General features: G+C 44.4%; 12 protein-coding genes. All 12 read right to left on the bottom strand.

Annotated features, from left to right (window positions below):
- Positions 1-76: 76 nt before the first annotated feature.
- On the bottom strand, positions 77-2,698 hold the full coding sequence (locus BLR42_RS12125; RefSeq protein ID WP_139165151.1) for a CD1108 family mobile element protein: 2,622 nt from the start codon (positions 2,696-2,698) through the stop codon (positions 77-79).
- 45 nt (positions 2,699-2,743) lie between these two features.
- A complete protein-coding gene (locus tag BLR42_RS12120) occupies positions 2,744-5,098 on the bottom strand; it encodes a VirB4-like conjugal transfer ATPase, CD1110 family (RefSeq protein WP_242879308.1) in 2,355 nt (784 codons plus the stop codon).
- On the bottom strand, positions 4,983-5,564 hold the full coding sequence (locus BLR42_RS23555) for a PrgI family protein (RefSeq protein WP_242879306.1): 582 nt from the start codon (positions 5,562-5,564) through the stop codon (positions 4,983-4,985). Before BLR42_RS23555 ends, BLR42_RS12120 begins: the two co-directional genes overlap by 116 nt.
- A 19-nt stretch (positions 5,565-5,583) precedes the next feature.
- Positions 5,584-6,456 (bottom strand): VirB6/TrbL-like conjugal transfer protein, CD1112 family, encoded by an 873-nt coding sequence (locus BLR42_RS22350; RefSeq protein WP_139165150.1) that lies wholly within the window; start codon positions 6,454-6,456, stop codon positions 5,584-5,586.
- Positions 6,457-6,552: 96 nt separating this feature from the next.
- Complete coding sequence (locus BLR42_RS12105) at positions 6,553-6,771, bottom strand: Maff2 family mobile element protein (RefSeq protein ID WP_091869540.1); 219 nt, start codon at positions 6,769-6,771, stop codon at positions 6,553-6,555.
- 528 nt (positions 6,772-7,299) lie between these two features.
- Positions 7,300-7,614, bottom strand: a complete 315-nt coding sequence (locus BLR42_RS12100; RefSeq protein ID WP_091866464.1) for a BrnA antitoxin family protein — start codon at positions 7,612-7,614, stop codon at positions 7,300-7,302.
- Positions 7,604-7,870 carry a BrnT family toxin gene (locus tag BLR42_RS12095; RefSeq protein WP_091866467.1) on the bottom strand — a complete coding sequence of 89 codons (267 nt, stop codon included), beginning with the start codon at positions 7,868-7,870 and terminating at the stop codon, positions 7,604-7,606. The genes BLR42_RS12100 and BLR42_RS12095 overlap by 11 nt, the downstream gene beginning before the upstream one ends.
- A gap of 60 nt (positions 7,871-7,930) precedes the next feature.
- Entirely contained in the window at positions 7,931-9,865 is a 1,935-nt protein-coding gene (locus BLR42_RS12090) for a zinc-ribbon domain-containing protein (RefSeq protein WP_091866469.1), read from the bottom strand.
- Positions 9,858-10,601 (bottom strand): hypothetical protein, encoded by a 744-nt coding sequence (locus BLR42_RS12085; protein WP_091866471.1) that lies wholly within the window; start codon positions 10,599-10,601, stop codon positions 9,858-9,860. The genes BLR42_RS12090 and BLR42_RS12085 overlap by 8 nt, the downstream gene beginning before the upstream one ends.
- Positions 10,601-12,166, bottom strand: a complete 1,566-nt coding sequence (locus BLR42_RS12080; RefSeq protein WP_091866473.1) for a site-specific integrase — start codon at positions 12,164-12,166, stop codon at positions 10,601-10,603. The genes BLR42_RS12085 and BLR42_RS12080 overlap by 1 nt, the downstream gene beginning before the upstream one ends.
- Positions 12,138-14,012, bottom strand: a complete 1,875-nt coding sequence (locus BLR42_RS12075) for a hypothetical protein (protein ID WP_091866477.1) — start codon at positions 14,010-14,012, stop codon at positions 12,138-12,140. The genes BLR42_RS12080 and BLR42_RS12075 overlap by 29 nt, the downstream gene beginning before the upstream one ends.
- Positions 13,999-15,309, bottom strand: coding sequence for a site-specific integrase (locus tag BLR42_RS12070; RefSeq protein ID WP_091866479.1), 1,311 nt, complete (start codon positions 15,307-15,309; stop codon positions 13,999-14,001). Before BLR42_RS12070 ends, BLR42_RS12075 begins: the two co-directional genes overlap by 14 nt.
- Positions 15,310-15,523 lie beyond the last annotated feature (214 nt).

Raw genomic sequence — 15,523 nt, 5'->3', positions numbered from 1 at the left:
TAAAAAAATAAGCGCAGCTATGGTTTTGCTCCTTAGCTGCGCTGGTTACTGTTTTTAAATTTCTGATACGGCAGATTCATGATAACCTGCCAAACGAATAGAAATGTTGCTGCCAGTACGTCGTGTTAATGTTTGAATACTTTACCGGATCACCTGCATGAATCATTACTCCGTTACCGCAGTATATTCCCACATGGGTGACAGTCCTGCCGTTGTTATACGTCCCTTGGAAAAATATCAGGTCTCCTGCCTTGGCTTCATCAGGTGATATCGGCGTGCACTGATTATAGATACCCTGCGCAGATGTTGAAGCCATACTCTTAACACCGCTCTTGGTAAATACCCATGTAACAAAGCATCCGCAGTCAAAAGAATCCGGCGGCTCTCCAGGAAGATGATAGTCTGTTCCAAGATATTTCTCAGCTTCATCCATGAGTCTCTGTACTGTAGCATCGCTGTATGACTCAGGCGGTGTACCATCCCCGACATTCACTCCGCTTCCCTTTCCTGTATTATCCCTTGCGGTATAATCAGTTCCGTTCTGCATATAAAAAAGCGGGTTCATGTACTTGCCGTTATACATTAGCTCCACATACAGCTCACTTCCGAAGATACTGGAAGTGCTTCCGGTCTTTCCTATAGTCTGTCCTGTAGCTACCGACTGACCAGCACTTACCTTGATTTCACTAAGATGTCCATACTTGTGAACGTATCCATCAGAGCTTGATATTGAGATATAATTACCAAAGCCCTCTGCATATCCGGTCTCAACTACGGTTCCATTACGGACAGACTGTACTTTAGTTCCTTCAGCCACGGATATATCAATGCCATTATGAAATTCAACGACACCTGTTACTGGATTCTTCTGATATCCGTAGTTATAAAGGATTGTAGAATACCAATCGAGTTCAAGCGGCGATGAGAATTGCTGCAGGTTGCCCTTTGTAGCCATATACACGTCATAAAAGCCTTTTTCCTCAGCATTCATACGTCCCTCAACAACTTCTGTCAGAGGAGTACTTGTTACTGTGACATCAAGGATTTTTACTTCATAAGACTCCTGCTCTACATTACCATCCTCATCGTAGATGACATTTCCATCAGCATCCGTCTTATCACGGTATCTTGTCTCAGTCCTTGAAACAGCAGAAAACTGATAGCATTCCGCAAACAGTGATTCAAGCTCCGGCTGTACTGCATCTGCTGTGAAACTACCGTATTTCGCAGACAGATAACATAACAGGACGAACGGATCATGCTGTATCTCGCCGATGTCATAGTTGTATTCGTCGAACCCATGGAAATCGGTTGGGACACTATCAATCTGATCCTGAAGGTCACATTCCATCCTGGAATAATTGCTTGCAGCTTTGTCTATCTCCGTAGGTTCTGACTGCCATGTAACAATCTCTTCCTCAGAGTCTGAACCGATCATAGCCATCTGCATGACAAGTCCCATGATAAGGATAATTCCAATCATGGCTACAAGACCGGCTGCCAGAAACCATTTCAAAGTACCGGATTTCTTCAGAGCTTTCAGAATAGCTTCCTTCATTGATTTCATCATGGAACTTGTATTGGAAGCTGCCTTTTTATTCGCTGCACTTGCTGCCTTGCCATAACGCTTTTTCATAAAGCTTCTGGCATATTTCTTACGATAGAGCTGCTTCTGAAAGTCCTTTGATGACTTAGGATTCTTCTTATCAAACCCTGTCACCTTCTGAAACTTCGTATTGCCTTTTGCCTTAACGGTAAGATCTTCCTGGTTCTTCAACCTGTCTTTGTGTTTCAGAAGCTTACTAAGCTTCCCTTCCGCTTTATCACCAGATTTTGCATTGGCTTCTATAATAGATTTTAATTTCTTATCATTTACCTTTGGTTCTCTGGATAGGACCTTCTCGGCAGTGCTTTTGACAATGGCTGTTTCCTGCTTTATCTCGTCACTTTGAATCGATTCTCCTGACTGTTGGTTCTGAGCTATCTGGCTGTTTACTTTGCCCGCAATAGTTATAAGTGCTCCGGTTGCATCTCTCATATAATGGTCGATCTTAACTTTATTCATCCGTTCTGCAGCCGGTTGAGTTGCTTTAATGATATTGCTCTGCTCGCCTATCAGTTTTTCCTTACTGCCAGCTACAGTTTCATGTATGATCTTGCCATTACCATCGACTGTCACCTTCTGAAGCTTATTGTCATAACCACGGACAGACCTGACTTTTTCAAAGCCTTTTACAGAACGATCATTATTATTCGCAACTCTAGTACTGATATCAATTGTACTTACATCAGTGCTGCTTTCATGCAACATCTGCTTTCTTTCAGACATTACATTCTCATTCACCACTCTCAGTCTGGAGGAGTGCTTACCACCAGAATTCTGTTGAGCTGTTTTCTGCACCTTGCTATCAGACTGCTGCGGTGTATAATAACTGCTCTGCCTTGAACTGCTGTTGCTACTTGTTCTCGACTCATTGATGTTATCCTGCACTCTTGTCAGGTGAGAACTTTTTGAGCCATTGGATGTGCTCTCACTGATAGAAGGCTGATTGTTATCAGTCTCACTCACCTTTTTGAGTCTCCCAGAATACCCACCCTGTCCAAAGCTCTGAACGGAAGAAGGCGAAGCACTGTTACCTGCTCCACCTTCTGAACTGAATGATTTTATTCTGTTCTGACTTACCGAACTTTTACTCACATTTCGCAAGTTCCCTCCTCCTACACCAGTGGTGTATATTTCTTTTTATTCTGTAGGCTTGGTTGTCAGCAGTTTATAGGTAATGGTATCTGTCGGATAGTGGTCTGCAAAGCTGATGATCGTATCTCCGAACTTCACAATACCGCAGCCCATGTCAGCTGCTACAAGATAATCCTTCTCTGTATCTGACAAACCGATATACTCCGCAAGCAGCTCCACATCCTGCTCTGACTGCTTCAGTAGGTAGATGAACGGGCTGTTATTGAAGATATTCTTGGTCTGCGGTGATGACAGAAGGTCGGATATATTCTGGGTTATGCCTGTCGGTATGCCTCCCCACTTTCTGAAACGCTTCCAGATCTCAAGTGAATAGCTGGCCGTCTGTGGCTGATTCAAAAGGAGATGGAACTCATCAATATAATACCTGGTGAAGCGCTTGGCATTACGGTTCTGAGATACTCTCGTCCAGACCATGTTCTGAATGATGAACATACCAAGCTTACGAAGCGTAGTATTGAGCTTCTTGATATCAAAGCAGACTGTACGGTTATTCAGGTTGATGTTGGTCCTGTGGTTGAAAATATTCTGAGAACCATGTACATACATCTCCAGACATTCTGCTATGTTCCTGCCTTTTTCGTTATGCTCGCTCTCCTGCATCATTACGTTATACAGATCTTCCAATGTCGGCATAGTCTCTTCCGTAGGATTGTTATACAGGAACTTTTCATATATCTGCTTAACACAGCGGTCTATGAAGTTTCGTTCACCGCCGTCCAGTTCCATGCCGCCAGGCTTGTTCATGATGATCTCACAGAAGGACATGATAAATGCGGACTTATCTTTTACGATCGTCCCTATGTCTTCTTCTGTATCTGCGTCACCGGTCTTGTATTTCTCAGGATTCCGCACGACATCCAGGTTCACATCCATAGGATTGATATAGTCGTTAGAACTGGATGATATATGTATGACCTGACCATCCAGTGCGTTGATCAGAGGATAATACTCTCCTTCAGGATCTGTAACTACGATATCGTCATCCGTCTGTAGAAACACTCCAAGTATCTCCCTTTTCGCAGAAAAAGACTTACCTGCACCAGGGACACCGAGTATCAGACCGTTAGGATTGATCAGCCTCTTCCTGTCTGCCAGAATCATGTTGTTACTGATACTGTTAAGTCCGTAATACAAAGAAGAGCTTCCCTTTATGAAAAGCTCTCTGGTAGTAAACGGAATCAGGATTGCTGTATTGACTGTAGGGAGCTGCCTGTACTCTTCGGTCAGATTAAGTCCCAGCGGCAGACTCGATACAAAGCCCTGTTCCTGCATATCTTCAAGCCTTCTCATAGTGCAGTTGCCTAGCTGTATCACACCATTGGTTGCTTCTATGGAAGAATCCAGCTTATCCTTACTGTCCTCAAAATTCATGACGATCAGAGTGAGCCTGAACATTTTTTCATTCTGGCGCATCAGGTCATTAAGCGTGCTCTGGGCTGATTCTCCGTATGTATTGATATCGGAAGGAATCAGATCCATATCATACCCGGCTCGTACTGCTTTTTTCTGCTCATCGATCTTCTTTTTCTGGATATCAGAAAGCGAACCTTTTATGGATTTTATAGCCTCCTTCTGATTGACCGGATGCACAAACATGGTGAATATAAGATTCCTATCCAGATGCAGGAACTTACTCATGAAGTCATCCAACATCTCTGCGCAGGTGATATCTATCACAGACACACTGCACCAGGTCTTATCCATCCTGAAGCTGTCGTTCTCAGAAAAGTCAAAGCGCATCGGCACGATATAGTCCTTGGTACTGCCTCCACTCTCCCTAATATTGTCATATGAGAAAGTAAATGGTCTGCCATCTGTCCCCGGATTCATAATGCCATGCATTACCTTCAGTCTCTCTTTTCCATCAAGGGAATGTGACTCCACTCCCATCAGGCGGAGGTTTTGCATAATACCGGTTTCCATACGGTTCAGTTTGATACGAGCTGTGCGGATGTTGTCAGATTCAATGCCGAATGTCACATACTTGAATTTCTCAAGTCCGTTATTGCCCTTGGTCAGTTGCTTTCTCAGCATCTGCCTGTATTCATCTCGGATGTCGTTGAACTGGTCATCCTGATCATCTACCTCGATAGCCTTCATAGTATCAGCAAATGTACTCTGCTGATTCACATATGACATCTGCACTGTGGCAGACGGATCAAAGTAATTATAGAAATCACAAAGCCCATCAAATATCGACTTTTTAACGCCATCAGAAACCATCTCATAGTTGGTATCCTCGAACCTGACTGTTTTTGTGTAATAGTTCCTGGTAACCTGACAGATACCGTCTTCGAACATCTTCCTGTACGGAACTGTGTCCTGCGCTGTCCTTGGTATCCTGTTCATTTTCATGATGGACAGCTTTAACTGCTCTGCGAAAGACAGCTTCGTCTTCTTTGGAATGTTCCGGACGTTCTTCTTTCCTGCTTCTCCTCTCTTCTGCTTTATATCTTTCAAGTTTCTGCTCCTTTGTATTCTGAATTACGGGCTCCGTTGCCCTTGCCATTTTCCTTATCTTCGGTGTCCAGTATCTGTGCCTGAGCTTCCTCCTCCATATCTCTTCCAGGGTGCATCCGTTCTTTTCATATACTCCGAAAAAGAACATCGGCAGCATGACAGCAACCATAGCAAGCGCAGCATTGTCATAGCCGATATAGTCCCTTGAAAGAAAATATGTCGGTATTCCAAAGCCTGCTCCTATACCGATACAGATGAGTTGTCTGAGTGTCAGATTTGCGAAGACTGTAGTCTTAACTGCACGAAGGTCTTTCGGCACAGGGATACTGAAATGTGTGTTGTTCAATCTCTTTTCCTCCTTCCCCTTATGCTCCAAATATTGATTCTGAAATACGTCCTGAACTAAGAAGCGTTGCACACAGAACCACCGTGATTCCAACTGCTCCCCATAATGCTGTGGACAGGTCTGTACTTGGTGAGAAACTTCCCATCATAGAGACGTATATAGCAAAACATACGATGATGAAAAATCCCTGGAATGCCAGTCCCAGAAGCGACTTAATGTAGTGTTTTCCTAGCTGCCCCATCTCTCTGTTACCAAGTGTTGCAAAGGTTACCGGTGATACGGACACATACAGGTAAATCGTGATCATCCTGTAATAACATACGCATGTCACTATGATCGCCATTACATTGAACAGCAGCCGTATAATGGTCGTTTCTATCATGATGGTAAAAGCCTGTGATACTGTCAGGTTGTCTTTTTCTGAATCAAATATGGACAGCAATGAATCCTGTGTGGTAGTCAGGTCAATGGTTCCGGTCAGCAGGTTACCCGCTTCCTCCACCACATGACATCCCACATCGAATATAGCCATTGTGATGTCAAAGCAGTGCGTTACGAAATATATGGATACAACAGCCTTGAATATCCACTTGAAGAACATGGCAGTCTCATCGCCGTCAGAGAAGTTGTTCTTATCTATGATCATCTGGATGATCTCATAGCACATGACAAGCGTTACTATGATTGCTGCAATAGGCACCATGACATCATCCGAGATGGTCTGGATAATGGTAAAGATTGAAGTGTTCCACGCGTCCGGAGAAGTTGATACATCTGTTGTCACGTTCTGTACGCGGTCATTCATCGTAGTCATCAGCGATGACAGATTCGATTCACTTGCGCCATTGAACATGTTTATGAAGAAATCTTCTATCCAGTCTAATGGATTCATTTCATCTTCCTTTCCTGTTTATTCATTATTCTGGAAAAGGGCCGGTCGCCCAGCCCTTTTCCATGGTATAATGTAACCGTTCTGAAATCCGGTACATCAGACAATGAGCACCTTCGCAAGCTCCGGAATCAGCTTAATTCCAAGGAGTACGACACCTCCTCCGGCCATAAGCTGCTTCATTCCCTGTGATTTTGCACCAGGATTGTCGTTTCCATAGCCTTCAAGCAGGTTTATGACTCCCCATGCCCCGAGACCGGCGCCCAGTGCGGAAACTACGGTTGAAAGCTGTGTTATTGCTGTATTGAAAAAATCCATGTTATTAGAAACCAAAAACGCAGATTGCTGTTTTTTTGTCGTTTTTTGTATTTTTGTACGAAACCCAAATATAAAAAGAGCCGAATTTTGTCTCAAAATTCCACCCTTTCTAACTGCGTTTTTGGCCATCCTCCTTATTCTCAAATGAATTATTTGGGTCTCGCAGTTTCTTTGAGTTTCCATATCTGTCCCTTTCCCGTGTTATAATTTGTACGAGTCTTTGGACTCCCTGCATCCGGTGCTCATAGTTTGCCGACCATCTGCGCCGGGTGCGCTTTTATGGAACTCATTCCAGTATTCAGTTGTCATGCCACATTCCCCTTAACATTGAAATCTCATAGATTCCATTCGTATGCAGCGGGATTCGCCGGTAGGTGCTCTTATCCTCTTCATATTTACCTCCATACAAAAAGGACTGCTATATTTTGCAGTCCTTCATTAACAAAAACTATATTTACTTATCATGTATCTTCAGTGTTTATTAAAGCGGATCACCAGGAATGTTCTTCCTGACAATCCGCTCATTGATTACAAATGACTCTCTATGACCTGGGGATCATCCAACGCATCCTCCAGTATTCTGGAAAGGACACTGGTATACCCTTTGCCAAGAGATTTTGCCTTACGAAGCGCTCTGGGTGTAAGTCTTAACGTGACCGTTCCTTTTCTGCGATCCTCATTCTTTTCCTCGGAAATCCTGCGAAAACGCTTAAGCTGGTCAGGCGTCAGTTCCGGAGAATCCTCATCAAAGGTCACCGGCAGATTTTTTGCTGCCTTTATCATCTCCGTCTGTTTTTTTGTTGGTTTCTTTTTAACATCAATGTTGACCTTCTTAATTGCCATAGTATTCCTCCTGTTCCGCCCTTGTGGCTAATCTGGCAGATATGATGCGATATGTATCAGTCCTCATGGTGTATACGACTGTCAGCACATCATCGACCAACCCAATGGTAATATATCTGTCTTCATAAAGGCTGTGTTCTTCGTCATAGAATTCGATCCTGTCATCATCACCAAATACAAGTGCTGCTGTTGAAAAATCAATTCCATGCTTGATTATGTTTTTCTGTTCTTTTTCCTCGTCCCACTCAAAATCCATATGTCTACCTCTGATTCAATTATCCTATAATGTAAGACAATTTGCAATACTTTTTGTGTTTCATGGAACGAGTCTCGTCCTTGAAGGCAACAGTCCGTAGCAATACGGACATCCATGCCCTTTATTCCTGGCGTTAAGGTTGCTCCTGTAATGATGGCCGTTACTGCACTTCCACCATATCTTGCGATTGCTGAATGGCAGGATCTCCTTGGGGCTTATATCCTGATTTCTTTCAAAATCCCATTCTTTTACAAGTTCCGGCGACACAGTAGCAAGATCATTAAAGCCGCCCAGCGCCTTCCTTCCACCGCAATAAGGACATCCTACCCCTTTATGCCTGCTGTAGACGCTCAGCTTATATGAGTGCCCTTTTCTGCATTTCCAGTTACATACTCTGCCTGTCATATATGTGACATCTTCAGGTCTGAGACCTTCATTTGCCTCATAGTCCCATTCCTCTGCGATATCAGGATGTATGCTCAGAAGATCGTTGCAGCCTGCCATTGCACGTCTATTGCTGCATACAGGGCAGCCGTTTCTTATGACATCTCCGGGTCTTGAATCCCAGACATGACCTTTTTCACAATGCCACCATACCTTTAATCCTGAATTCGAAGCTATCTGAGACGGCATTATATCTTTATTCCTGTCATAATCCCATCTTTCCTGTATAACTTCAGGATACAAAGTCTTCAAGTCATTAAATCCCGGAAGTATCTCTTTTCCTGCACAATAGGGGCAGCCTGTCTTGCTTCTATCCCTTGCTGCAACTGAAGCCTTCCAGCTGTGGCCCTTAGAACATCTCCACCAGACACGCCTTGATGAGCCTGACGTTATCTGCACAGGACTGAATTCATTCTTTTGTATGTCCCACTCATCTGCCAGTGAGGGATTTACTGTTACAAGGTCGTTTACTCCAATAACAACCTTTTTCCCTGCACATACAGGGCATCCATTTCCTCTCACACGGCTTGATATCGCAGCCTTCCATGAATGACCTCTACTGCATTTCCACCATGCAACCTTTGAGCTTCCGGCTGCGACCTGTTCAGGAGACTTATCACTATTTTGCTCATAATCCCACTCAGCAAGAAGATCGGGTCTTACACCTGCAAGGTCATTGACACCGGGAATCAGGATATTACCTGCGCATACAGGGCATCCGCTTCCGGCTTTTCTGGCATATACATATGCATTCCAGCTGTGGCCCTTACTGCACCTCCACCAGACCTTAAGATCTCTGCCTGCAGTCACATCCTTTGGTGTAAGATCATCATTTCTGTCATAGTCCCATTCAGCTGCTACTTCCGGCATTGTAGTTGCCAGATCATTAAAACCCTGCCAGACCTTCTGTCCTGCACAATACGGGCATCCCTGACCTCTGAACATTCTGGCATTTATCGACCTTTGCCATGTATGACCAAGACTGCATTTCCACCATACCACCTGACCGGAGGCGTATGAAAGCTCATCCGGTTCAAACGTATTCTTATCATGATCCCATTCCTGTGCAAGATCCGGTCTGACAGATGCAAGGTCATTTACTCCCTTACGGACAAGCATTGTCAGATTTGCACACTCAGGACATCCATGTCCTTCCTTTCTCTGATATACAGCAGTTTTCCAATGATGCCCCCGTTTGCAGATCCACCAGACTCGTTTATCGCTTCCGCTCAATACGTCATCCGGCTTCAGGTCACCATTTCTTTCGAAGTCCCATTCAGCCGCAACCTCCGGCATTGTCGTTGCAAGGTCATTAAAGCCCGGCCATGCCTTTCTTCCTTCGCAATACGGGCACCCATACCCTCTGACAGCCCTTGTATTAATAACGACCTGCCAGCTGTGGCCAAGACTGCATTTCCACCACGCTCTTTTGCCGGATCCCGGCATCACCATGTCAGGTGTCAGTCCATCATTCTTTTCATAATCCCACTCCGATGCGAGAACGGGGTCAAGCGTTTTCAGGTCATTTACTCCCTGTATCAGCTTACTCAATGGAGTCCACCTGCCCTTCCAGCTCTTTCATGATATTCGTAAGCCTTGTTGCAGGCTTTTTTATCTCTTCCTGCACCCCATCGAATGCCTGCGGTCTTGCAGACTCAAGGAGCTTCTTAAATGCTTCGGGTCTGATGATCTTATCTTCCTTTTCATCAACCTTGATGTTATGATCTCTAAGGAGCTTATTTACCACTTCCGGATATACATTCTCTCTTATGAAGCGCCTGAGCCAGACATTCTGCTGCTTCTCTCTTCCAAGCTCTTTTTTGATATCGGCAAGCTGGTCTCTTGCCTCCTTAAGCTCATCCCTGCACCTTGCCACTTCATCGCGTTCGCTCTGCCTTTCCTTGACCATCCTGCTGTATGATTTCGACATATCCGCAAGTTCGAGATACGACTTCTTCCAGTAGGCATCTATATCTCTCAGATGCTGCTTCAGCTCTCCAAGAGTTGTGCACTGTCTTATAATTCCATCAACATCAAGGCTCTTATAATAGACGATCCCTTTATCTTCCAGTGAATTCGAAAGGCTTTCCTTTAATTCCTCGATCCTTCTTTTGACATCCGGATCTCTGCGAAAATGATAACCCTCTGCATCAATCCCTTTCCCTGATGCGTAATCCGCAATCTTGTTATACATGAGTTTCCTGGGATTTCCATTAACCTCATTTTCAAAGTATTCCTCAACTATCCTGATAAGTTCAGCTGTCTCTGTTTTCCTGGGTCTGCCCATTACCTGTATCCTCCCTTGTATTTGCGTTTAAGAAGATCTCCATAAAGTTCTGCATCTGCATGGAGCTTCAACATAGCAGAAGCAATATCTTCCTGATAGCCCTGTCCCTTTCTGACAAGCTCTATCATCTGCATCAGATATTCACAGTCTGCATCAACTGCCTTTTTCCGCTCATTTATGATCCTGAGCTTAATTCCCTGCTTCTCGGGATAAAAATGTCTGCAGCCCATACAGCTTCCTATAACGTCCTCTCCATCGAAGTCTTTAAAGCAATCCCTGACGCTGCCCGAAATCATGCTTTCCGAATCGCACCATCCTCCCTCTACGGGTATCGTCTTATCCGGGAGCGTCGCATAATACTTCTCAGACCCGGAGAACTCTGTGTCATCACCCCATCCGTTATATTTCTCGTATATAATGCTTTCTACAATTCCCGATAGATTTCCGTAGTAATGAGAACTCATATCTATGCTTTCATGCCCTGCCAGTTCTTTGCAGATCACCGGTGAACCGCCTGAAAGGATCAGGTTGATCATGGCAAGATGTCTCGTATCTCCAAGATGGATCGGATAGTCCTCATCATTCATGACCTCTGCGCACAGGCTTCTGAGCCTGAGTCTGGCCATACCATAGCAGAAATATCCGCTTAAGGGATTTGCAGACGTAAGAAACAGCGTATCAAGTTCAGGTCTCCTATAGCCATGTGCCTCTGCATCATCATGAATCCCCTGATACCATCTGATATCGTTATAGATTCTCTCCGGGATCTCATACTGCATTTTTTCATAATCCGAGGGAACCTTGTATGAAACTCTGTGTCTGCCCTTTTTCATCTTTGTCCTGCGTATCGTAAGATAGAATCTTCCGTTCTTTTCTTCTATGCAGTCATACGGTGTCAGAAGGAATTCGGTTACCCGAAGCGGCAGAATTGCAGTAACCTCCCACCACAGATACATCGGAAAGAAATATATTTTTCTCTCCTCCGGACAGCCCCTCCAATATTTCCCAAGCTCTCTGTCAAAACGGAGATAATACTTAAATTCAGCAAGCGTCCGCCTTTCTGTCGATGCAATACGCAAGCGCTCTCTTTCAAGACTTTCAATCACTTCATCACGAAGCGGGCTTCCGCCTGGCATCATTTTTATCAGTTCCAGCACATATGGTATGTCCTCAGCAGGCAGTTCCAGAACGTCCCCATAGTCCATTTCTGTAAGCCGCCTGTAAAGTGTTGTCATTGTCAAAAGTGTGGATCTTGCCAGAACCCCAAGATTCAATGCTATATATGCCTTTACTGATTCCCTGTATACCTCAAAGCTGCATCCGAGCCATGCTCCGGCATGCCGATCATACACGTCTTCATCCATGGAAAATGCCAGTTCACTGACATGGAGATCATCTGACAATGTCCATACATCCGAGTCATAGATGCCCCCACGTATCACCCCATTTATCCTGAAGCGCCCAAAGTTCGCCCTTGCCGCTTTGATGGTCTTCTTATCAAGGCTTACCAGCTTCAGGGTTTTGGAAAATCCATCCCTATTTTCTTCCGTTATCGCTATCTGCATTTTTCAGTCCCCTTTCTGCTATCTGATATATAGGCTCCATATCCGCATCGGGATAAAGCATCTGAACGCTTGACATCATTTCAGATATCCCCGAAAGCACACCTTCTTTTAAGATGTTTCTGATGCGGTTCTTTTCCTCAGGCGCTGCGGATTTCATTCTTTCACACAGCTTCGCATAGTTATTCATAAGCATCTGCATGGATGTTTTGGTATATATTTCATATCTGCACCCAAAACATCCGCTTCTGGAGCGCTCCGGGCATCCAAGGTCGGCAGCTGTCATCAGGCACAGGAATTTATCGCTTTTCGCAGGAGCTGCGCCTGCAGCGATACGCTGGATCACTTTCCCGATATGATTCCTGTCCTTTCCTTCCATGACTGCCGCAACAACCTCTCCTGCCCTGCTATAAGACCGTGTAACCGTCTCTGTTATCTCTTCAAGCTGAAACGCAGAAAGCCCAATCTCTTTTATAAGCCTTGTCTGATCTGTAACACCGATCCTCTTAAAGTCCTCTCCTGCATACATTTTCAAAAGGAGTACAGGAATAAAGCCAAAAATGCCCCTTTCATACATCTCCATCAATATGAATTCCGGAGTATATCCTGTAAATGCAGCATCTTTCAGATATACCTGTGTGACATCAGATAAGCCTCCGATACTGCACTTATGGCTCCTTGCCAGGGATGCAAGCATATATCCCTTTGGTCTTCCCGGTTCATTGTTCCCTTCTGCATCAATTCCCTGAAGATATGACTTATTAGCTCTTCTTGACAGTATTTTTCCATTCACAGCTTCAGCCAGCTCTTTTCCAAAGAAATCCGTTACATCCCTTGGATCGCTTTCTGTTCCCACAAAAGGATCTCCTTCTTCTCTGTAAGAAAGCGAAACTGACAGGATAATGCCAAGTGTTTCCCGAAGACTGAATGGAATCTGGATCTTAAGATCAGCAATACTCCTGTGTTTACTGCTTTTATGCGGTCTCTTCGGCCGCATTCTTATCCTGAAGATAAGGTCATCTGTTACATCCTGTGCTTCCTGGGCAGTATACTCACCTGCCAGAATCTTCCGTCTGACCTCATCACCGTCGTAAGGCAGTGATGGTATCGGAAGCCTGGAAAAATCTCCTTTCCTCACTGCTCCCATAAAATGCATCGCTGTAAACAGCCATAAGTCAGCAAATCTTCTCCTTGAACATGCCTTTGCTATGAGATCATGCACATCCCAATAACGCTGGTCGAACACAGCATATGAAATAGCCGCAAACTGATTCAAAGTATACGCTGCCCTGTTCTGTGGTACTGTCTGACGTGACTCAAATGTATAACTCCAGTGACTGATTGGATTTCCTTCATAAGAAAAGTCAAGGAATGAATTCAGGAGTTTCATAACAGTCAGATCCATCTCTTTATTTCCGGCTTCTATAATCGCGTCAAGTTCTTCCTGCGAATACAGGATCATGTCCCTGGTAATTGAAGACAGTATAAAATCCGTCATCTTGTATGCTGAAGGAGTCCCCGAAAGCTGATTTGCTTCAAAAAATGCATTGAGACGTCCGCATGTATCCGGATAAGTCTCCTTGTATGCATCAAGCATCAGTCCTATTTTTTCTTCCCTGCTCTTCTTATACGCTTTAAGCCACAAGATTAGCTGGGGTCTGAACTGACTCATAGAATCCACCCAGACATCCCCATCTCTGAACTCAGGCGTCATGCCGAACCATCCGTTCATATCCATAAATTCGAGAAGACTATCTCTGCCGGGAATGGTATCCCTGTAAAGCGAACAGCACTCCTTTGCAGTATTTATAACTTCTCTGTAAAGCGCATACTTATTATTCGAGCCCATACATCTCACCTCCGATCTCCAGAAGTGATGATATGAGCTTTTCCGATGTTATCTCCAGTTCTCTTACGAGGTCGCCCTTGTTCTGAAGATATGTAAAAGCACTTTCCGGATTCTTGTCTCCGCGCCAGAACTGGACTTCTGCAACTTCGCATCCTCTGAGAACCAGCTGTACAGTATACCAGTGTCTGAGCGAATGAGTGCTAAGACTGTTCTCGTATAAGAGCTGCCCGTAACGTCTGAAATCAGGATCCGTACTGCTTATAAGCCATGTACGAAGATGGTCATTGATAAGCACCTTGAACTTGCGCCTGTAGGTCTCATATGACATGGCAAGACCATTGGAATTGACGAACATAGGTGCAAAATCCGCTTCATAATCTACCGTCTTCAGATATGCCTTATGCAGTTCATAGGCTCTCATAAAAGCCTTTATGAAATCAGGGTATACCTGCTGAAAACGTTCTTTTTTGATCTTTCCAACCTCAGCACCATCATTTCTGAGCCTGTATTCGTGTTTCAGATCAATCCTGATTCTCCTGACTGCACCACCTGCTTCTTCAAAGAGAAGCCCTGCTCCGTACTTGCTGGATTCCTGCCTGACATTGCACACCTCTCCGGCTCTGAGACCGGCAAAGGCCTGGAGAGCAATACCAAAAGCAATATCAGGCGCATACTTAAATGCCATCGGCAGAAGCTGTTCCATTACTTTTGCGGGCATATCCCTGAACGGTCCGTCACTCTCATCAAACAGCCCGGTTGCCTGAAACTTGGGGATTTTTCTTACTTTGAGTTTTCCTGTGTGGAGCCTTATCGTTGTTTCATAATAAAGCTCTTCCTTTGTGACTTTAACAAAGCCACCGTACCTACGAGATATCGCATCCATGAAAAAAGTACAGCAGGAAATGCACCTCTCCACCGTCCCCTCTGAATGATACGTACCATCTGAATTGGCAGACATGGCATAATAGTCAAAAAACTCCTGCATCATATCCTTTGTGATGTCAAAGACATGCCTGATCCCAAATCTGCCTCCATTCTCTACCAGTATGTAATTCAGCATCTTACATATGTAGTAGAGCTTTGGCTCCGGGTTGGACTGAAGCGGCTTGTATGTCCGGTATGTGTAAATACCTGCATAATCCTGCAGTCTGGTGAACCGTTCGATTATCCCATACTCGTTCTTGAGTACAATGAATGATCTGTCAAAGCTCTCACCATTCTCTATGCAGTTCCTGACAGTAAAAACAGCATACTTCAGCCTCCTCTCCTCCAACTGATTTTCTCTTACAGTTTCCATTTTTCTCCTTTCCGGCCTATGGCCTAAAGGAGTATTATATGGTAGGCTGTCTTATGAAAAAAAGACAAAACCATTTCGTCTCTTTTTTATTCCGAACAGTTTTGTCTCTATAATGTTTTGTCTCTTTTTTACATCAGCGACAAAACTCAATAAAGCCTGTATTTTCAATGTTTAAGAGGGATTGGGAGGTTTCGTCCTCCGAGAGTTGGTTACG

It is taken from the genome of Butyrivibrio sp. INlla16 (assembly GCF_900104155.1).
GTDB lineage: Bacteria > Bacillota > Clostridia > Lachnospirales > Lachnospiraceae > Butyrivibrio.
This window is presented reverse-complemented; position numbering and strand designations above follow the sequence as displayed.